The 18,317-nt window shown below is 60.7% G+C and carries 19 protein-coding genes; 11 read left to right on the top strand and 8 right to left on the bottom strand.

Annotation, left to right across the window (positions count from 1 at the left end; genetic code table 11):
* Window positions 1-11 precede the first annotated feature (11 nt).
* The 7 genes from hemE (at window position 12) to BN1135_RS01305 (ending at window position 7,911) form a co-directional block, all read left to right on the top strand.
* Complete coding sequence (gene hemE / locus BN1135_RS01335; RefSeq protein ID WP_042018242.1) at window positions 12-1,079, top strand: uroporphyrinogen decarboxylase; 1,068 nt, start codon at window positions 12-14, stop codon at window positions 1,077-1,079.
* A gap of 110 nt (window positions 1,080-1,189) precedes the next feature.
* The gene (locus tag BN1135_RS01330; protein ID WP_042018240.1) at window positions 1,190-2,119 is read left to right on the top strand and encodes an ROK family protein; all 930 of its coding nucleotides are present in this window, start codon (window positions 1,190-1,192) and stop codon (window positions 2,117-2,119) included.
* 52 nt (window positions 2,120-2,171) lie between these two features.
* Window positions 2,172-3,182 carry an erythrose-4-phosphate dehydrogenase gene (gene epd, locus BN1135_RS01325; protein WP_042018238.1) on the top strand — a complete coding sequence of 337 codons (1,011 nt, stop codon included), beginning with the start codon at window positions 2,172-2,174 and terminating at the stop codon, window positions 3,180-3,182.
* A 61-nt stretch (window positions 3,183-3,243) separates the two neighbouring features.
* On the top strand, window positions 3,244-4,407 hold the full coding sequence (locus BN1135_RS01320; protein ID WP_042018236.1) for a phosphoglycerate kinase: 1,164 nt from the start codon (window positions 3,244-3,246) through the stop codon (window positions 4,405-4,407).
* A 115-nt stretch (window positions 4,408-4,522) separates the two neighbouring features.
* Window positions 4,523-5,602: a class II fructose-bisphosphate aldolase gene (gene fbaA / locus BN1135_RS01315; protein WP_042018234.1), complete on the top strand. Its 1,080-nt coding sequence runs from the start codon at window positions 4,523-4,525 to the stop codon at window positions 5,600-5,602.
* A gap of 159 nt (window positions 5,603-5,761) precedes the next feature.
* A complete protein-coding gene (locus BN1135_RS01310; RefSeq protein ID WP_139245128.1) occupies window positions 5,762-7,066 on the top strand; it encodes an NAD(P)/FAD-dependent oxidoreductase in 1,305 nt (434 codons plus the stop codon).
* Window positions 7,067-7,284: 218 nt separating this feature from the next.
* Complete coding sequence (locus tag BN1135_RS01305) at window positions 7,285-7,911, top strand: hypothetical protein (protein ID WP_042018230.1); 627 nt, start codon at window positions 7,285-7,287, stop codon at window positions 7,909-7,911.
* Between the two features lie 54 nt (window positions 7,912-7,965).
* Here BN1135_RS01305 and BN1135_RS01300 read toward each other — a convergent pair whose 3' ends face one another.
* The 3 genes from BN1135_RS01300 to cutA form a co-directional block, all read right to left on the bottom strand.
* A complete protein-coding gene (locus BN1135_RS01300; RefSeq protein WP_042018229.1) occupies window positions 7,966-8,379 on the bottom strand; it encodes a hypothetical protein in 414 nt (137 codons plus the stop codon).
* 132 nt (window positions 8,380-8,511) lie between these two features.
* Entirely contained in the window at window positions 8,512-10,302 is a 1,791-nt protein-coding gene (locus tag BN1135_RS01295) for a protein-disulfide reductase DsbD (RefSeq protein WP_042018227.1), read from the bottom strand.
* Window positions 10,299-10,616: a divalent-cation tolerance protein CutA gene (cutA, locus tag BN1135_RS01290; protein ID WP_042018226.1), complete on the bottom strand. Its 318-nt coding sequence runs from the start codon at window positions 10,614-10,616 to the stop codon at window positions 10,299-10,301. The genes BN1135_RS01295 and cutA overlap by 4 nt, the downstream gene beginning before the upstream one ends.
* A 244-nt stretch (window positions 10,617-10,860) precedes the next feature.
* Here cutA and BN1135_RS01285 point away from each other — a divergent pair, with 244 nt between their 5' ends.
* Window positions 10,861-11,217, top strand: a complete 357-nt coding sequence (locus tag BN1135_RS01285) for a hypothetical protein (protein ID WP_005362699.1) — start codon at window positions 10,861-10,863, stop codon at window positions 11,215-11,217.
* Between the two features lie 197 nt (window positions 11,218-11,414).
* Here BN1135_RS01285 and BN1135_RS01280 read toward each other — a convergent pair whose 3' ends face one another.
* Entirely contained in the window at window positions 11,415-11,840 is a 426-nt protein-coding gene (locus tag BN1135_RS01280; protein ID WP_042018224.1) for a PACE efflux transporter, read from the bottom strand.
* Window positions 11,841-11,978: 138 nt separating this feature from the next.
* Between BN1135_RS01280 and BN1135_RS01275 the strand changes: the two genes are divergently transcribed.
* A complete protein-coding gene (locus tag BN1135_RS01275; protein ID WP_042018223.1) occupies window positions 11,979-12,860 on the top strand; it encodes a LysR family transcriptional regulator in 882 nt (293 codons plus the stop codon).
* A gap of 6 nt (window positions 12,861-12,866) precedes the next feature.
* Here the strand turns inward: BN1135_RS01275 and ygfZ are convergent, their stop codons facing one another.
* Entirely contained in the window at window positions 12,867-13,775 is a 909-nt protein-coding gene (gene ygfZ, locus BN1135_RS01270; RefSeq protein WP_042018222.1) for a tRNA-modifying protein YgfZ, read from the bottom strand.
* Between the two features lie 112 nt (window positions 13,776-13,887).
* Between ygfZ and BN1135_RS01265 the strand changes: the two genes are divergently transcribed.
* Both BN1135_RS01265 and BN1135_RS01260 read left to right on the top strand, forming a co-directional pair.
* Window positions 13,888-14,157: an FAD assembly factor SdhE gene (locus BN1135_RS01265; RefSeq protein ID WP_042018220.1), complete on the top strand. Its 270-nt coding sequence runs from the start codon at window positions 13,888-13,890 to the stop codon at window positions 14,155-14,157.
* Window positions 14,158-14,176: 19 nt separating this feature from the next.
* A complete protein-coding gene (locus BN1135_RS01260; protein ID WP_042018259.1) occupies window positions 14,177-14,575 on the top strand; it encodes a protein YgfX in 399 nt (132 codons plus the stop codon).
* Window positions 14,576-14,660: 85 nt separating this feature from the next.
* Here BN1135_RS01260 and BN1135_RS01255 read toward each other — a convergent pair whose 3' ends face one another.
* The 3 genes from BN1135_RS01255 to torA form a co-directional block, all read right to left on the bottom strand.
* Window positions 14,661-15,029: a hypothetical protein gene (locus tag BN1135_RS01255; RefSeq protein ID WP_042018217.1), complete on the bottom strand. Its 369-nt coding sequence runs from the start codon at window positions 15,027-15,029 to the stop codon at window positions 14,661-14,663.
* Between the two features lie 4 nt (window positions 15,030-15,033).
* A complete protein-coding gene (gene torD, locus BN1135_RS01250; protein ID WP_042018216.1) occupies window positions 15,034-15,702 on the bottom strand; it encodes a molecular chaperone TorD in 669 nt (222 codons plus the stop codon).
* Between the two features lie 99 nt (window positions 15,703-15,801).
* Window positions 15,802-18,294 (bottom strand): trimethylamine-N-oxide reductase TorA, encoded by a 2,493-nt coding sequence (gene torA, locus BN1135_RS01245; protein ID WP_042018214.1) that lies wholly within the window; start codon window positions 18,292-18,294, stop codon window positions 15,802-15,804.
* Window positions 18,295-18,317: the final 23 nt, after the last annotated feature.

The following is an 18,317-nucleotide window of genomic DNA, read 5'->3' as shown; positions in this document are numbered from 1 at the left end:
CAGGAACTGGGATGAAAGAGCTGAAGAACGATCGATACCTGCGCGCTTTGCTGCGTCAGGACGTGGACATGACCCCGGTATGGATGATGCGCCAGGCTGGCCGTTATCTGCCGGAATACAAGGCGACTCGCGCCCAGGCGGGGGATTTTATGTCCCTGTGCCGCAACGCCGAGCTGGCCTGTGAAGTCACCCTGCAGCCGCTGCGCCGCTACCCGCTCGATGCCGCCATCCTCTTCTCCGACATCCTCACCGTGCCCGATGCCATGGGGCTGGGTCTCTACTTCGAGCAGGGTGAAGGCCCGCGCTTTGAGCGCCCGATCACATCCATGGCCGACGTGCAGGCGCTGCCGATCCCGGATCCGGAAGATGAGCTGGGCTATGTGATGAATGCGGTGCGCACCATCCGCCGCGAGCTGAAGGGCGAAGTGCCGCTGATCGGTTTCTCCGGCAGCCCCTGGACCCTGGCCACTTACATGGTGGAGGGGGGCAGCTCCAAGGCGTTCACCAAGATCAAGCAGATGATGTACGCAGAGCCCATGACCCTTCACCTGTTGCTCGACAAGCTGGCCGACAGCGTGATTAGCTATCTCAACGCCCAGATCAAGGCGGGGGCTCAGGCGGTCATGGTGTTCGACACCTGGGGTGGTGTGCTCACCCCGCGGGATTACCGCGACTTCTCCCTGCAGTACATGCACAAGATTGTCGATGGCCTGATCCGCGAGCACGATGGTCGCCGCGTGCCGGTCACCCTGTTCACCAAGAACGGCGGTCAGTGGCTGGAGCAGATCGCCGCCACCGGTTGCGATGCGCTGGGGCTGGACTGGACCATCGACATTGCCGACGCCAAGCGCCGGGTCGGCGACAAGGTGGCGCTGCAGGGCAACATGGATCCCTCCATGCTCTACGCCAATCCGGCACGGATCCGTGAAGAGGTCGCTTCCATTCTGGCCGGTTTCGGTCAGGGCAACGGCCACGTCTTCAACCTGGGTCACGGCATCCATCAGGATGTGAACCCGGAGCACGCTGGCGTGTTCGTCAACGCGGTGCACGAGCTCTCTGCCCAGTATCACGGCCGCTAAGGCCGGTGCGAGCGAAGAGAAACTGATTGATATCCGGGGCCGCAAGGCCCCGTTTTATATTTAAAAGGGCGCCGCGACGAAAAGGGCGTTGTGCCAGCGCAGGAGGCAAGATGAGCAGCAAGTCACTGGATTGGGGTATCGATCTTGGCGGTACCAAGTGTGAATGTGTGGTGCTGGATGGCGACGAGGTGCTGCTGCGCCACCGCATCCCCACCGAGCGGGCTGGCGGTTATGACCACATGATCGGCCAGATAGCCAAGCTGGTGGCGCAGTGCATCGAGAAGGTTGGCCAGCGCCCGACCGTCATCGGCATGGGCACGCCGGGTGCGCGGGATCCGCAGACCGGTCTGATGAAGAACTGCAACACTACCGAGCTCAACGGCAAGCCGTTCAAGGAGGATCTGGAGCGCAAGCTGGGCGTGCCGGTGCTGATAGCCAACGACGCCAACTGCTTCGCGCTGGCAGAAACCCATCTGGGGGCGGTGCGCCAGCACCATCCCGATGCGAAAGTGGTGTTCGGCATCATTATGGGCACCGGGGTCGGCTCCGGCATCGTCATCAACGGCCAGATCCTCAACGGTCACCACGGCATCGCCGGTGAGTGGGGCCACAACGTGCTCTCTCCTGACGGCCCCGAGTGCTACTGCGGCAAGCGCGGCTGCGTCGAGACCCTGATCAGCGGCCCGGCGCTGGAGGCCTGGTACGAGGCCAAGGCCAAGCGTCGCCTCTCGCTCGCTCAAATCGCGGCCGCCACCGCCCACGATCATGTGGCCAAGCTCACCATCGACCGGCTGCACCTGCTGTTTGGTCAGGCGCTGGCCAACGTGGTCAATATTCTCGACCCGGATGTGATCGTCATCGGTGGCGGGGTGGGCAATGTGCAGAGCCTTTACAGCGCCGGGCGGCAGACAATTTTGCCCTTCCTCTTTAATCCCCGCTTCGCAACCCCCATTATTGCTCCTGCCCTTGGTGACAGTGCCGGGGTATTCGGGGCCGCACTGCTGGCCCGCGGTGAATTCAAGGAGGCCCTGCTGTCGTAGCCAGGGCTCCCGGTGCGCCGTCCTGTTGCTGGTTCAAGGAAACGGATTCTCGATGATCAAGATTGCCATCAATGGTTACGGGCGGATCGGTCGCAATGTGTTGCGAGCCCTCTATGAAAGCGGGCGCGACAAGACCATCAAGATCGTCGCCATCAACGAGCTGGCGGCCCCCGAGGCCATGGTGCACCTGACCCGTTACGATACCAGTCACGGTCGCTTCCACCATCCGGTGCAACTGGCAGGCAACAGCATGCTGGTGGGGGAGGATCTCATCTCCCTGTTTGCCGAGCGGGATCCGTCAAAGCTGCCGTGGCGAGCGCTGGGGGTCGATGTGGTGCTCGATTGCACCGGGGTGTTCGGCTCGCGAGCCGATGCCGAGCTGCATCTGGCTGCGGGGGCGGGCAAGGTGCTGTTCTCCCACCCGGCCGATGCGGATGTGGATGCCACCGTGGTCTACGGGGTCAACCATCAGGTGCTGACCGGACGGGAGCGGATCGTCTCCAACGCCTCCTGTACCACCAACTGCGTGGTGCCGGTGATTGAAACATTGCATCGAGAATTCGAGATAAATTGTGGTACTATTACGACAATTCATTCGGCCATGCATGATCAGCAAGTCATCGATGCCTACCACAGTGACTTGCGCCGAACCCGCGCTGCCAGCCAGTCCATCATTCCGGTGGATACCAAGCTGGCAAAGGGGCTGGAGCGTATCCTGCCCCACTTCGCCGGCAAGTTCGAGGCGATCGCGGTGCGGGTGCCGACCATCAATGTAACAGCGATGGATCTCAGTATTACTGTTCGTAAAAAAGTGACAGTTACTGACGTAAATCAAGCCCTGCAACGGGCGTCCAGAGGTACATTACAAGGTATTCTGGATTACACGGAAGAGCCTTTGGTTTCCGTAGACTTCAATCATGATGCACACTCCTGCATCATTGATGGTACCCAGACCCGGGTGAGCGATGCCAACCTCGTCAAGATGTTGATGTGGTGTGATAACGAATGGGGCTTCGCAAACCGGATGCTGGATACCACCCGGGCCATGATGGCCGCAGGCTGAGCCTGCCCCGGGCGAATAGGTTACTGTTTTTAACATTACCTGAAAATATAGAGGACTGAATATGTCTGTTATCAAGATGACTGACCTGGATCTGGCGGGTAAACGCGTTCTGATCCGTGCTGACCTGAACGTACCGGTAAAAGACGGTAAGGTCACTTCCGATGCACGTATCGTGGCGACGCTGCCGACCATCAAGCTGGCTCTGGAAAAGGGCGCCAAGCTGATGATCACCTCCCACCTGGGTCGTCCGACCGAGGGTGAATACAACGAAGAATTCTCCCTGGCTCCGGTTGTTAACTATCTGAAAGACGCTCTGTCTTGCCCGGTTCGTCTGGCCAAAGATTACCTGGATGGCGTAGACGTCGCCGCCGGTGAGCTGGTTGTGCTGGAAAACTGCCGTTTCAACAAAGGCGAGAAGAAGAACACCGAAGAGCTGGCCAAAAAATACGCCGCCCTGTGTGATGTCTTTGTAATGGATGCGTTCGGTACTGCTCACCGCGCCGAAGGTTCTACCTACGGTGTTGCCCAGTTTGCTCCTGTTGCTTGTGCCGGTCCGCTGCTGGCGGGTGAACTGGAAGCCCTGGGTAAAGCTATGCTGAAGCCTGAGCGCCCGATGGTTGCCATCGTTGGCGGCTCCAAGGTCTCCACCAAGCTGACCGTGCTGGAATCCCTCTCCAAGATCGCTGACCAGCTGGTTGTCGGTGGTGGCATCGCCAACACCTTCATCGCTGCTGCCGGTCACAACGTCGGCAAGTCCCTGTGCGAACACGACCTGCTCGACACCGCCAAGAAGCTGGCTGCCGAGACCAACATTCCGGTCACCACCGACGTGGTTGTAGGCACCGAGTTCTCCGAGTCCACTCCTGCCACCATCAAGTCTGTTGCTGATGTGACCGACGGCGACATGATCTTCGACATCGGCCCTGACTCTGCCAAGGCCCTGGCTGACATCATCATGAACGCCAAGACCATTTTGTGGAACGGCCCGGTTGGTGTGTTCGAGTTCGATCAGTTCTCTGCTGGCACCAAAGTGATCGCTGAAGCCATCGCTGCTTCTCCGGCATTCTCCATCGCTGGCGGTGGTGACACCCTGGCTGCCATCGACAAGTTTGGCATCGCCGACAAAGTCTCCTACATCTCCACTGGCGGCGGCGCCTTCCTGGAGTTCGTAGAAGGCAAGGTACTGCCGGCTGTTGCGATGCTGGAACAGCGCGCCAAAGCCTAATTGACCCGAGACGGGGGGCAAACGCCTCCCGTTTCGTTTATCATGTGGCCGCTGTGCCGGTTCATGATGAACCTCCCATTTTTTATTAACGGCATACGAGACAGGACGATTAAACATGTCTAAGAAAATTTTCGACTTCGTAAAACCCGGCGTGATCACTGGTGATGACGTTCAGAAAGTGTTCGCCATCGCTAAAGAGAACGGCTTTGCTCTGCCAGCAGTTAACTGTGTTGGTACCGATTCCGTTAACGCTGTGCTGGAAGCTGCTGCCAATGTTAAAGCGCCGGTAATAGTTCAGTTCTCCAACGGTGGTGCCGTGTTCACCGCCGGTAAGGGTCTGAAGATGGAAGGCCAGAAAGCCGCCATCCTGGGTGCCATCTCAGGTGCCAAGCACGTTCACGCTGTTGCCGAAGCCTACGGTATTCCGGTTATCCTGCACACCGACCACGCTGCCAAGAAGCTGCTGCCGTGGATCGACGGTCTGCTGGAAGCGGGCGAGAAGCACTTTGCTGAAACCGGCAAGCCGCTGTTCTCCTCCCACATGCTGGATCTGTCCGAAGAGTCTCTGGAAGAGAACATCGACATCTGCTGCGAGTACCTGACCCGCATGGCCAAGATGAACATGACTCTGGAGCTGGAACTGGGTTGCACCGGTGGCGAAGAAGATGGCGTAGACAACAGCCACCTGGATCAATCTTCCCTGTACACCCAGCCGGAAGATGTTGCTTACGCTTACGAGCGTCTGTCCAAGATCAGCCCGCGTTTCACCATCGCTGCCTCCTTCGGCAACGTACACGGTGTATACAAGCCGGGTAACGTCAAGCTGACCCCGTCCATCCTGGACGCGTCCCAGAAGTACGTTTCCGAGAAGTTTGCGCTGCCTGCCAAGTCTCTGGACTTCGTATTCCACGGTGGTTCAGGTTCCACTCTGGAAGAGATCCGCGAGTCCATCTCCTACGGCGTAGTGAAGATGAACATCGACACCGACACCCAGTGGGCAACTTGGGAAGGTCTGCTGAAGTTCTATCAGAAGAACGAAGCTTACCTGCAAGGTCAGCTGGGCAACCCGGAAGGCGCTGACAAGCCGAACAAGAAGTTCTACGATCCGCGCGTATGGCTGCGTGAAGGTCAGACTTCCATGATCAAGCGTTTGGAACAGGCCTTTGCCGATCTGAACGCCATCAACGTACTGTAATTCGTTACAGCACCTTGATTGCATGAAAAGGCGCCCTTCGGGGCGCCTTTTGCATTTCTGTGATCCGCACAGGTTGGTGAGTGGAGAAGGAACTGGGTATTATCGAAACAACTTTGCTTATTTTATTAAACAATTTGCAACCAAAGCAGGATGCTGAGTATGCAGGCAGGAAAGCACAATGGACATCAGGAGCACGTCGCCTCCTACTACGCGGCCACTCGCAACGATCCGCAACAGTGGCCCGAGCTGGAGGGGGAGTACAAGGCGGACGTCTGCATCATCGGCGGCGGCTTTACCGGCCTTAACACCGCCATCAATCTGGCGGATGCCGGTTACAAGGTGGTGTTGCTGGAGGCCAACCGCATCGGCTGGGGGGCGTCGGGGCGCAACGGCGGTCAGCTGATCCGCGGTATCGGCCACGACACCAGCCAGTTTGTCCGCTGGATTGGCGAGCAAGGGGTACGCGAGCTCGACCTGATGGGGCTGGAGGCGGTGCAGCTGGTGCGCGAGCGGGTCGAGCGTTTCAATATCGACTGCGATCTGCGCTGGGGCTACTGCGACCTTGCCACTCGCCAGCGCCATCTGGCAGGTTTTGAGGAGGATCTCGCGCATCTGGCAAGCCTCGGCTATGAGCACGAGCTGAAACTGGTGGCGCGAGAAGATATCCATACCGTGGTGGGGTCGGATCGCTACATCGGCGGCCTCATCGACATGGGCTCCGGCCACCTGCATCCCCTCAATCTGGCGCTGGGGGAGGCCCGTGCCGCCGCCAGCCTCGGGGTTGCCCTGTTCGAACAATCCAGAGTGACCCATATCGACTATGGTAAGCGGGTCGAGGTGACCACCGCCCACGGCCGGGTCACTGCCGATTATCTGGTGATCGGCTGCAACGCCTACCTCAACGACCTCAATCCCGATCTGGGGGGCAAGGTGCTGCCCGCTGGCTCCTATATCCTCGCCACCGAGGTGCTCGATCGCCGGTTGCGCCAGCGTCTGCTGCCGCAAAACATGGCGGTGTGCGATCAGAATGTGGCCCTCGACTACTACCGCCTCTCCGCCGACGGCCGCCTGCTGTTTGGCGGCGCTTGCAACTATTCGGGGCGAGATCCCCACGATATCAAGGCGTTCATGTTGCCCAAGCTACTGCGGGTCTTCCCCGAGCTGGCTGGTACCGCCATCGAGTTCCAGTGGGGGGGCATGATCGGGATCGGTGCCAACCGGCTGCCGCAGATTGGCCGCTTGAAGGAATACCCCAACGTGCTCTATGCCCAGTCTTACTCGGGCCACGGTCTCAACGCCACTCATATGGCGGGCAAGCTGGTGGCCGAGGCGATCCGCGGTGAGAGCCGGGGTTTCGATCTCTTCGCCAGCGTGCCCCATATGACCTTCCCCGGCGGCCCGGCGCTGCGCTCCCCGCTGCTGGCACTGGGAATGCTGTGGCACCGGATGAAGGATATCTTCTGACTCCGATTGTCAGCCTGTGTAGTGCTGGCTGAAAGCGACCCCTGTACCGGCCCCTTGTTTATAGCGGGTTGGCACTATCATCCCGCCTGATAGACCAAAATATGCATTCGCGCCAATCCCTTCCGGTTGGCGCTATCTTTTAGGTGTGAGAGTGATTCTGTGCGGGCGTATCAGCTTGCCGGAAAAGGGCAGAGGACGAGGGAGAGAGGAGGGCTGAGATGGAGATGAATGTGGTAGCGTCAGGAGGGCTCAGCCCGCTGGCGCAGCGGCAGGGATCTCCCGCTGCGCAGGTACCGGAGAGGGCCACGCCGTCGCCATCGGCGAGCAGTGACAGCCGTATGGTACGCGACCTTGGCGCTGTGCTGGACGAGCTCGGACTGTCGCCGAAAGGTGAAGATAGCGGCGGGAGCAGTGCCTCAATCAGGGATTCGATGGAGGCGTTCATCAACACCATGATGGGGGCCCTGCAACAGCAGCAGGAACAACAGCTGGCATTGCAGCAACAACAGCGGCAAGAGCAGGAACAGCGCAAGCTTGCCCTTGAAGGCAGCAGCGAGAACCCGCTGAAACGGGATTTGGAGCGCCTGATGGAGAAGCTGGATCAACCGGGCGAACAGGGGAGAGCGCGGGCGCAAGGATCAGAGAGCGGACAAGTTACAGAGAACGAGCCAGTCGCAGAGAGCAAGGAGGTGAACCCCTTGCAGAGTCAGCTGACCAAACTGCTGGAGAGCAGCGGTGCGGCAGAGAGCGGGGGCACCCTCAAGGAGGTGCTGTCGGGGCTCGCCAGCAAGCTGCCGAACGAACCCGCTGAGCGAAAAGGGTATCGGGTCGATACCCAGGTCTGAGGTGGTTGGCAACGGCAGGCCCGTCGTTGCAGAGAGTAAGAGCCGGGTAGCCTTTTATTGAGCCGGTTCGGCCAGTCGCCACCCCTGTTCGCCCTTCATCATCCACACCTCTGCTTCTTGTGGCAGCACCTGACCTTCCTCGAACTCGCCATATTTGCGCTCGAGCTCCATCAGTCCCATCTCCTGCTGGAAGGGGCCGACCCGGTCATAAATCAGATCTTCGTCGTGCAACACCTGCAGTTGATCGATCCCCTGCTTGAAGTGGAGCTGGTAGCTCACCTTGACCAGATAGACCCCCTCCATACGCTCCTCCTTGCCGAGGATGGTGAAGTCGCTGATCTCGAACAGGTTGGCGTCTGTCTCGGCCAGCAGCCTGGCGGTAACCTGCTGCCGGATATCCTCTTCACCGGGCCCTGCACTGCAGCCATAGAGCCAGAGGGCTAGCAGGGGGATGAACCACTTTTTCATCAAAACTCCGGACGGGCGAGACAATCGAAGGGCAAATTCTGCCATGCTGCCGGTCATATACAAGGGATTGCCAGAAAAATCAGCGCGTAACGCATGAGGATGCCCCTGTCTGCCGACAAGGGACGCCGTTGGTCAGCGTAGCTGATCAAGCTTGCCCAGAAACTCGGTCGGCCCCATAAAACCGGTGACCCGCTGCCCTGTCAGCTCCTTGCCCTCGCGGTCGAAGAAGATGAGGGTCGGCAACCCCAGTACATTGAGGCTGTTGAGCAACTCGATATCGGCATCGTCGTTGGCGGTGACATCCGCCTGCAGCAACACCATCTGGCCGAAGCGCTCCCGCACCGCGGGATCGCTGAAGGTCTTGTGCTCGAACTCCTTGCAGGCGACGCACCAGTCGGCGTAGAGGTCGAGCAGCACCGGCTTGCCGCGGGCGGCGGCCAGCTGCACCTTGAGATCATCCAGCGTCTTGATGGGGATAAACTGCGGAGCGCTTTGGCTGGCGCCCGCAGAGACGGCGGCAGGAGCGGCTGGTTGCAGCAGATCCTTGCCCACCACCACGGCGCTGATCATCGCCAGCAACAGCACGAAACCGCGCACGCTTCTGGCCACCGAGTGGGGCTGGTGCTGGTTGTGGTGATAGAGGTAGCCGCACAGCAGCAGCCCCCAGCCGAGCCAGGCGAGGGTGGCAAGCTGATCGCTCCAAAGTCGTGACAGCAGCATGATGGGCACCGCCAGCAGGGCGAAGCCAAACAGCTGCTTGATCACATCCATCCAGGCGCCTGCCTTGGGCAGCAGTTTGCCCCCCGAGGTGCCGAGTAGCAGCAGCGGCAGCCCCATCCCGAGTGACAGGGCATAGAGCGCCGCGCCGCCGAGCCAGAGATCGCCGCTCTGGGCCACATAGATCAGTGCCCCCGAAAGCGGCGCCGTGGTGCAGGGGGAGCAGACCAGCCCAGAGATCATCCCCATGATGGCGACCCCGACCACCGATCCGCCCTGTTGGCGGTTGGAGAGACCGGAGAGGCGGGTTTGCAAACTGCTCGGCAACTGCAGGGTGTAGAGCCCGAACATGGAGAGGGCCAGCAGCACGAACATCGCCGAGAGGCCGATCAGCACATAAGGGTGTTGCAGCGCCGCCTGAAATTTAAGCCCCGCCGAGGCCACGACCAGTCCGAGCAGGGTGTAGGTCACCGCCATCCCCTGCACATAGACCAGAGAGAGCAGGAAGGCGCGGCCGGTGGAGAGGCGATGACCGGCGCCGGCGATGATGCCGGTCAGGATCGGGTACATGGGGAAGACGCAGGGGGTGAAGGCGAGCCCCAGCCCCAGCGCGAAGAAGGCGACGATGCTGAGCCAGAAACCCTGATGGCCGAGGGCGGCGGCCAGCTGATCCTGCTGACTCACAGCTGCGACGCTTTGTGCCGTTTCAGCAGTGGACGCTGTGGTTGCCGTGACCAGCGGGGCCACATCGATCAGCTTGTCGGTCGGTGGATAGCAGAGGCCGTCGGTACAGCCCTGATAGCGCACCCGCAGGGTGGCATTTTTCCCCACCTCCTTTAGCGGCACCGCGATGCTCACCTGCTGGTAGTAGACCCAGGTCTTGCCGAAGAAGTCATCCTCGTGCTCGGTGCCTTCTGGCAGGGTCGGCTCGCTGAAGGTGAGGTTGTTCCCCTTGAAGCGCAGGCTGTGGCGATAGAGGTAGTAGTCGTCGGCGATGTGGAGGGTCAGCAGCAGCTGATCGCCACGCTGTTCGCTCTCGATCTGAAACGCCTCATCGACCTGCAAAAATTTGGGTTTGGCATGGGCCTCAATGCCCAGCGAGCTGAGCAGATCGGCACCGCTGGCGTGAGCAGGAGAGCTGCCCACCGCTGTCATCAGCAGGGCGCAGAGCAGCAGCAGGGGAGAGAGTAAGCGAGCGAACGTCATGCGGTCTCCCCGTTCAGCCAGTCGAGGTAGGCGGGCAGTCCGGCACTCACCGGCAGGGCCAGCAGCTCGGGCACCTCATAGGGGTGATGGGCTTGAATGCATGCCTGCAGCTCGGCAAAGAGCGGCTGGCGGGATTTGATGATGAGCTGGATCTCGGTGGCGCGCTCCACCTTGCCTTGCCAGCGATAGACGGAGGTGACGCCCGGCAGCTGATTGATGCAGGCGGCCAACCGCTGGTTCAGCAGCTGTTCGCAGACGAGGTCGGCACTGGTTTGATCTGGGCAGGTGCAGAGCACCACAATGGCGTCGGTCATAAAGCGGATCTTCACCTCGTTGGGGTAAACCGGGCAGGCGCCCTTGCCGTGTCATCCCTGTTTTGCAGATGAAGGTGAAAAAGCGCCCGAAAATCAGCGGCTACTATACCCCAGAGCCACTTCAAATAGCATCTGTAGCCATTTGTGAGCCAGCGCCAAAAATTAGTGGGGGGCATGAGATAGACGCTGTCATGGGGACAGGGCAGAATGAGCGGGCTTGTTCCCAATTGACGTAAGGAAATGTATGACCCAACAGAATGAGCAGCAGAGAAACCGCATGTTGAGCCTGCTGCGTGAAGGTGAGCGCCGCATGTTGGTTCAATTGGCTGGGCTGCTGCGCACTACCGCCGATGAAATCAATGCCGAGCTGGAGAAAGAGGAGCTGATGGCCACCCTGGAGCAGCCCATCACGGTGGAGTATCTCAACGGCGTGGTGCAGCACCATCTGTTCGAGCGCAAGCACAAGGGGGATATGGCTGTTGCCCAGCAGATCCTGAGCGATTATCAGAGCGAACTGGAAGCGCTGCAGGCCGCCCAGGCACAGCCTGAAGAGGCTGCCGCTGCCGATGAGAGCGGCGAAGAGCTCAAGGCTCAGGCCTGAGCGACTGGCGGGCCTGAATCCTTACCTCTGAATCAGCCGGCCTGCCACCTCTGATCCCTCTTGCGGCACCATCATGTCTGCCATGATGGTGCCTTGCTTTTACCACCTGCCTGTTGTTTCAAGACAATTCCTTCGGCCCCGGTTTTCAACACTAAGCACGCTGCTGCGCAGCTTGCCGTGCCTGTTGATGGCGTGACTTATTGTGCCACCACGCGGGGAATGGGGAAGATCTTGTCGTAGCTCAGGTTGTAGACGAAGGCATAAATCAGATAGAAGATCGCAAAGCCCAGATCCAGGAAGAAGGCCTCCAGCAGCGTAATGCCAAGCCACAGAGACATGATTGGCATGGCGGCAAGCAGTAACCCCCCTTCGAAACCAATGGCATGGATCACCCGTTGCCACATGGTCTTGTGGGTATGGCCCTGATACTTCTGTAGCAGTTGGTCGACGCCGACGTTGTAGACGTAGTTCCAGGCGGTAGCCAGCAGCGAGAAGAAGATCGCCAGCGGTCCCATGTGGCTGAGATGAATGCCGGTGGCCCAGCTGGCCAGTGGGGCGGCAATCAGCAGGCCAATCAGTTCAAAGCCAATGGCATGGCGCAGTCGATCGTTACGGGTACGCATAAATCACTCTCTTTCGCAGGTGTGTTAACAGATTACAACGCTAATCTATCGCCTTTTTGCTGATAGATTCACGTTGGTATCCATCGCTAAAATAGATGGATAACGCCCGCAGCCGGGCCCATGCAGGAGATAGACAGGATGAATTCGTCACTGGAACCACTCAAAATCTTGTTGGCCGCCGCCGAAACCGGCTCGTTTTCCGCTGCCGCCCGCAAGTTGGGTAAGGCGCAGTCGGTGGTGAGCAGCGCCATTGCCAATCTGGAGATCGATCTGGGGCTCACCCTGTTTGACCGTAGCGGTCGCTATCCGCAGCTGACGGAGGCGGGGGCCCGCATGGTGCAGGAGGCGGGGATCCTGCTGGCGCAAAGTGAACGGCTTCAATCCATTGCCGGAGAGCTGGCGGCCGGGGTGGAGACGGGCCTCACTCTGGCCATCGATGATGACTCTCACCTCCCCTGGCTCGGCACCCTGCTGGAGGAGTTTGCCACCCGCTACCCGACCGTGGAGCTGGAGCTGCTCTTCCCGCTGATGGAGGATGTGACCGAGCTGCTGGTGACCGGCCGGGCCCAGCTCGGCGTCAGTTATCAGAAGGTGCATCCCCAGCGGGAGATCGTCGCCCGTTCGCTGGGGGAGGTGACCATGCCGCTGGTGGTGTCACCGGATCATCCGCTGGCCCGCAAGCAGCCGCTGCGGGAGGTCGATCTGCAGGGGGCACGCCAGCTGATGGTGACCGGCCGACGGGAAGGGAGCGAGCGTCAGCGTTTTCGCATCTCGGCTCAGGTGTGGTGGGTCGAGGGGGATCTCGGGGTGCTGGAGCTGGTCAAGCGGGGCCTTGGCTGGTCCGCCATCCCGGAATTTCTGCTGCATCAGCCGTTGGCTCGCGGCGAAGTGGTGGTGCTGGAGCCTGATTTTATCGCCAGCCACGCGCTGGCGCTGGAGCTGCAGTGGCATCGCGCCCGCCCGCTGGGGCAGGCGGGGCGCTGGCTGAAGGAGGCACTGCTGGCGCGCGTGCCTCGCTAGCCGACCTTACTCGGTCAGTTGGTAAGGCAGGGGTTGCAGGGTGAGGCGGGAGCCTTCGTCCTGCTTGAGGCGGAATTGAGCGTCAGCCTCGGTATCTTTCGGCAGCACGGCGGTGAGCCACACCTGCCCGGCCTGTTGCCAGGCGTTGAGCACCATGCCGCTGCGGCGCCAGTTGTCACCCAGTTGCAGCTCAAGGGTATCGCCGCTGGTGACCGGCTCGCCGCTGGTGCCCGCCAGCAGGAACAGGGCGCGGTTGTTGGCTCCGCGATACTTGGCGCGGGCTACCGTCTCCTGCCCCATGTAGCAGCCCTTGTTGAAGCTGATGCCATCCAGTGCCTGCAGGTTGAGCATCTGCGGGATGTACTCCCCCTGATGCACCGCTTCCATGTGCGGCAGACCCGCCTTGATCTCGAGCCCCCACCAGAGTGACTCGTCGCCTTGCGGCAGTGTCTCGGCTTGCTGATTGCTCACCAGCAGCCAGCGATCCTGTTCGATCTTCACCGCCATGCCGCCGTCGATAAGACCGCTCTGCTGCAGGCCAAACTGGGCGGCGATCCACTCATCGCTGCCCGCACCGGCGATCCCGGTGGCGTGGCGCTCATCGGCGGCGATCTCGACCTTGGAGAAGACTGCGAACTTCTTGAGCTCCGGCAGCTGGCGTTCCAGCACCGACGGGGTGGTCAGCATTAATAGGGAATCTTCCAGGCAGAGCAGGCGAAAATCACTCCACAGCTTGCCCTTGGGATCGCAATGACCACCTGGGGTGTTTTGCCCCGGCTGCAGGGCATTCACATCACAGGTGACCTGACCTTGCAGAAATTTGGCGCGATCCGGGCCACAGAGGCGGGTGATGGCCAGCTTGGTCAGGGGGAAACTGGTCGGCTCGGCAGGAAAAGCAGGTGGTTGCAGACTCACGATGGTATTCCAGAGAGAAAGTATGTGAGCTGCATGGTAAAGACGTAACTAATGTTTGTCAGCCGGAAAATCCTGCTGGTACCATCCCCTGGGTCTATGTAAGGAGAGTGCCATGTTGAGCCCAGTTGAAAAATCCCGTCTGAAATGGGCCTGCCGTCGCGGCATGCTTGAGTTGGATGTGATCTTTATGCCGTTTTATGAAAACGAGTTCGACGCCCTGAGTGACGCCGATCAGCAGACCTTTATCAGCCTGCTGGAGAGCGATGATCCGGATCTGTTCCGTTGGACCATGGGTCACGCCGTACCGGCCGATCCCGCTTTTGTCGCCCTGATCAAGATGATCCTGGAGCGTAATCAGGCCCGCCACGACCGTCAGCTGTAACGCTGTGGCGCGGGTGATCATCCAGGTTCACCCCTCCCGCCATCAGCAATCCTTGCTGGTGGCCCTCTTTCTGTTGCTGCTCTGGCCGGTGGCTGGCCTGATTGCCGCTTGGCAGTGGGCGCTGTTGCTGCCCGTTTGGTTGGTGGCGCTCTGGCTGAGTTGGCGGGCGCTCGTCGAGCCCCCATTCGAACTGATCTGGGATGGCCAGTGGCTACAGTGGCAAGGTCGCCGCTATCAGCTCGGTAAAAAGAGCCGTATTTTGCCCGGTGTGCTCAGGTTGGTGCTTTGCCCCGATCCGCAAGGCACTGAACCTGCGTCGTTACGGCAACTGTGGATCTTCTCCGACGCTCTTCCCCCCGAACATTACCGCCTGCTGGCGCGTGCCATCCACTTTCTGCCGTCTGGTCATCGAGGCTGATCCCCCTTTACTGAGTAAGGCGCCATGTGAGCGTCAGTGTTGTCGTGTCTGGATCTGACAGTGATCAATAGGCGGTAGGAAGGGATCAGCCTTTCTGGCGACCAAACGCCTGAATACCGCGCACAAATACCAGCCAGCCGAGCAGGTGGAAGGGGAGGGCAAGCAGGTAGAGCAGCAGGAAGTGCGACTCGCTGCCACTGCTGTTGATGAAGTCGATCCAGGCGGCCAGCAGGGCCAGCATGCCGGCGATCTGAAAACGGCGGCGCAGCACCACTTCCACACCGAGGTTGGCGAGATAGAGGGTGAGCAGAATACCGGCAAAGCCGGTGAGCTGGGCGGTACCGTACAGCTCGCGATCCGGATTAAAGAGTAGTGCCGCGAGAGGGGTAAGGCCTTGATCCAGCGGGATCAGGGCCAGCAGCCAGCATGCTATCAATAGCAGCGCTGTTCTCATTGCTTCAACCGGCCGGTTGGGTCGGCTTCACCAGCCCCAGATAGTTGGCATCCATGGTGAGGAATACCCCCAGCAGGCGCGCACAGGCGCCATAGAAGCCAAACTGGTCGGCGGCGCGACAGGCGGTTTCGAACTTGGCGAACCAGCCCAGCAGATGGGTGTGCAACAGCGCCTCCTGTTCGTTTAACCAGCTTTCCCGCTCGGCAGCGCTCTTTGCTTCCGCCGCGCGGATGATGAGATTGCCCATCAGATCCAGCTCGATGGCCAGATGGTCGGCAGGCTCCTTGTATTTGTCGCTGACATTGATGCCGAGGCGATCTAGGCGGGCCTGCATCTCGGTCATCGGGGCCTGCATCATCAGCTTGGCATCGCCGCGGTAGAGTGATTCGTAGGGCAGGGCGCCCTGCTTGGGATCCACCAGAAACAGGCCGGCGAAGTCGGCGGCCAGCTCCAGCTGGCGATCCGGGCGCACCAGCAGGCGAGCGATGGCGTCGTTGAGTTCCGCCACTGCCTCGCGCATCGGGTCGAGGGTCGAGAGGCTTTTCAGGAAGCTTCGCACATCATAGGTGTCATATTCGGCGATCTGCTCATCACTGAGCTCGGCGGCGAACAGGGTGGAGAACCACCAGTAGAGTTCGGCCCGGCGTTCGCTGGTAGCCATAAATTCCTGCATTTTTCCTCCGTGGATGGCAATCGGGAGCCTTGATGGCTCCCGATTCTAACGACTTTAAAAATAAAGGAAACTCAAGGGGGCGCTTTCGTCCCCCCGGGGTCAGAGTGCCGGGAACATAGGGTCGATGCCCTTGGCTGATTCCGGTGTGCCGAAGGCAGTGACAGCTGGTGCCTGCCCGCGGAACTTCTCGATCTCCACCAGCGCGGTATGGGCCGTGGTGGCCTGCGCCAGGCTGGAGGAGCCGATGTCAGCGGTCAGTACGTTGGGGTCACCATAGGTACAAAGGGTGCCGACCTTGCCGCCCTCTTGCGGGCCATACCAGGCACCTTCCTGAATGCGCACCACGCCGGGGGCGTAGTCATCGCTTACCACCAGACCGGCCAGTACCTGACCGCGGCCGTTGAACACCCGCACCAGATCGCCGTCTTTGAGGCCGCGGGACTTGGCATCCTGCGGATTCATGTAGACAGGTTCGCGACCCTGCACAGTGTAGGTGGCGCGGTAGTTGTCGGAGGAGCAGAGCTGGCTGTGCAGCCGCTTGTCCGGGTGGCAGGATTGCAGGTGCAGCGGGTACTGTTTGCTGCCCGGCCCGCCGTGAGATCGCTCGTAGGGTTCGATCCAGACCGGGTGGCCCGGGCAATCCCCATAGCCGTAGTCGGCGATGGTCTTGGAGTAGATCTCGATAAGGCCAGACGGGGTACCGAGGGGCTCCAGATCCGGCTCCTGACGGAACGACTCGTGGCGTACCCAGGGCTGGCCCGCCGGGAAGGTGACGAACCCCTCGCCGTGCCAGAACTGGCTGAAACGGGGCAGACGAATACCGATGCCGCGACCCTGCAGGCGGGCGTCGTCATAAATGCTCTGGATCCAATCCAGCTTGCTCTTGCCGCCGGTGAACTCGGCCTCGCGACCGAAGCGACGGCAGAGATCGGCGAAGATGTCATAGTCATCGCGCGCCTCGAACAGCGGCTCAACCACCTTGTGCATGGCCAGGATACCGGCGTTGGAGTGAGAGCCCCACTGCTCGATGTCATCCCGCTCATAGGTGGTGGTGGCGGGCAGCACGATATCGGCGAAACGGCAGCTGGCCGTCCACTGGTGATCGATGCTGACCACGGTTTCCAGCTTGCGCCAGGCGGCGACCATCTTGTTGCGATCCTGCTGGTGGTGGAACGGGTTGTTGCCGCAGAACACTGCCATCTTCATGTGGGGGTAGGTGATGGTCTGGCCGTTGAAGGCGAGCTGCTTGCCCGGATTGAGGATGCAGTCGACGAAACGGGCCACCGGAATGAATTTGGAGTAGCCCTTCCAGTCGCCATCATGGAGCGGCTTGACCCCAGGAATGACCGAGCTGAAACCGGACATGATGGGGCCGCTGGAGGTGATGGTGCCTGCCCCGTTGTAGTGCCAGCCAAAGCCGTAACCGCCGCCCGGCAGGCCGATCTGACCAATCATCGAGGCCAGTACCACCAGCATCCAGGCGTACTGCTCGCCGTGGTGCATGCGCTGTACACACCAGCCGCCGATAAGCTGGGTACGGCCGCTGCTCATGGCGCGGGCCAGCTCGCGGATGGTCTCGGCAGGGACGCCGCAGATGGCGGCGGCCCACTCGGCATCCTTCACCTGACCATCGCTGGTGCCCAGCAGGTAGGGCAGGAATTTGTCAAAGCCGGTGGTGTAGTTCTTCAGGAACGCCTCGTCGTGGCGCTTCTCGCTGTAGAGGGTGTGGGCGATGCCCAGCATCAGCGGCACGTCGGTCTGCGGATTCAGGGTCACCTGATCGCAGTTGAGGTATTTCTGGGTCTTGGATTTGACCGGATCGACGCTGATCACCCGGATCTCGCCCTTGGCCACCTTCTCTTTCAACTGAGCCCAGTAGTCGTAGACGCTGTGATCCGGCACCAGCCAGCCCACTTGCAGGTTCTTGATGGGATCGGAGCCCCAGATAACGATGGTCTTGCTGTGCTCCAGCACCAGCGGCCAGGAGGTCTGCTGCTCGTACACCTCCATGGCCCCTGCCACGTGGGGCAGGATCACCTGGGCGGCACCGGTGGAGTAGTCACCGGCCTTGGCCAGATAGGTGCCGTGCAGGTTCATGGCGCGTCCCAGCATGGCGCCAGCGGAGTGCAGCTTGCCCACCGACTGCCAGCCGGAGTGACCGGCATAGAGGGCGCTCGGGCCATAGGTCTTCTGCACCCGCTCCAGCTCGTGATAGAAGAAGTCCAGCGCCTGGGACCAGGTGACCCGCACGAAGCGGTTCTGGCCGCGTTCGCTGGTGTCGGACTGATGGCCTTTGCGCAGCCAGTCCAGTCGCACCATGGGGTAGCGAATACGAGACGGGTTATAAACCACTTCGCTCAAGGCCTTGAGCATGTCGGTGGGGTGCTTGTCATGCTGGAACGGCAGGGTATCGACCCAGCGACCATCGACCACCCGGGCGCGGAAGGCGCCCCAGTGGGAGCCAGATTGCACCAGCTTGTCGCCAGACTCGGCGGCCATCACGGCACGACCGAGCAGGGAGGGGCCGATCAGGGCGGAAGCACCGCCAGCCAGCAAGCCACCCAGAAAACCACGACGGGAAATATTGATCATCTTGTTATTCCTCTCTCGGATCC

This window comes from Aeromonas sobria (assembly GCF_000820145.1).
Classification (GTDB): Bacteria; Pseudomonadota; Gammaproteobacteria; order Enterobacterales; family Aeromonadaceae; genus Aeromonas; species Aeromonas sobria.
Note: the sequence above shows the minus strand (reverse complement) of the source record. Positions and strands in the feature narration are given on the sequence as shown.

What these genes read in the sequence shown, in the direction of transcription:
- BN1135_RS01295 (WP_042018227.1), bottom strand. Translation starts at nt 10,302, where the DNA reads ATGACGTTCGCTCGCTTACTCTCTCCCCTGCTGCTGCTCTGCGCCCTG.
- fbaA (WP_042018234.1), top strand. Translation starts at nt 4,523, where the DNA reads ATGTCTAAGAAAATTTTCGACTTCGTAAAACCCGGCGTGATCACTGGT.
- BN1135_RS01305 (WP_042018230.1), top strand. Translation starts at nt 7,285, where the DNA reads ATGGAGATGAATGTGGTAGCGTCAGGAGGGCTCAGCCCGCTGGCGCAG.
- BN1135_RS01255 (WP_042018217.1), bottom strand. Translation starts at nt 15,029, where the DNA reads ATGAGAACAGCGCTGCTATTGATAGCATGCTGGCTGCTGGCCCTGATC.
- BN1135_RS01300 (WP_042018229.1), bottom strand. Translation starts at nt 8,379, where the DNA reads ATGAAAAAGTGGTTCATCCCCCTGCTAGCCCTCTGGCTCTATGGCTGC.
- torD (WP_042018216.1), bottom strand. Translation starts at nt 15,702, where the DNA reads ATGCAGGAATTTATGGCTACCAGCGAACGCCGGGCCGAACTCTACTGG.
- torA (WP_042018214.1), bottom strand. Translation starts at nt 18,294, where the DNA reads ATGATCAATATTTCCCGTCGTGGTTTTCTGGGTGGCTTGCTGGCTGGC.
- BN1135_RS01275 (WP_042018223.1), top strand. Translation starts at nt 11,979, where the DNA reads ATGAATTCGTCACTGGAACCACTCAAAATCTTGTTGGCCGCCGCCGAA.
- BN1135_RS01265 (WP_042018220.1), top strand. Translation starts at nt 13,888, where the DNA reads ATGTTGAGCCCAGTTGAAAAATCCCGTCTGAAATGGGCCTGCCGTCGC.
- BN1135_RS01310 (WP_139245128.1), top strand. Translation starts at nt 5,762, where the DNA reads ATGCAGGCAGGAAAGCACAATGGACATCAGGAGCACGTCGCCTCCTAC.
- BN1135_RS01280 (WP_042018224.1), bottom strand. Translation starts at nt 11,840, where the DNA reads ATGCGTACCCGTAACGATCGACTGCGCCATGCCATTGGCTTTGAACTG.
- epd (WP_042018238.1), top strand. Translation starts at nt 2,172, where the DNA reads ATGATCAAGATTGCCATCAATGGTTACGGGCGGATCGGTCGCAATGTG.
- cutA (WP_042018226.1), bottom strand. Translation starts at nt 10,616, where the DNA reads ATGACCGACGCCATTGTGGTGCTCTGCACCTGCCCAGATCAAACCAGT.
- BN1135_RS01285 (WP_005362699.1), top strand. Translation starts at nt 10,861, where the DNA reads ATGACCCAACAGAATGAGCAGCAGAGAAACCGCATGTTGAGCCTGCTG.
- BN1135_RS01320 (WP_042018236.1), top strand. Translation starts at nt 3,244, where the DNA reads ATGTCTGTTATCAAGATGACTGACCTGGATCTGGCGGGTAAACGCGTT.
- BN1135_RS01330 (WP_042018240.1), top strand. Translation starts at nt 1,190, where the DNA reads ATGAGCAGCAAGTCACTGGATTGGGGTATCGATCTTGGCGGTACCAAG.
- hemE (WP_042018242.1), top strand. Translation starts at nt 12, where the DNA reads ATGAAAGAGCTGAAGAACGATCGATACCTGCGCGCTTTGCTGCGTCAG.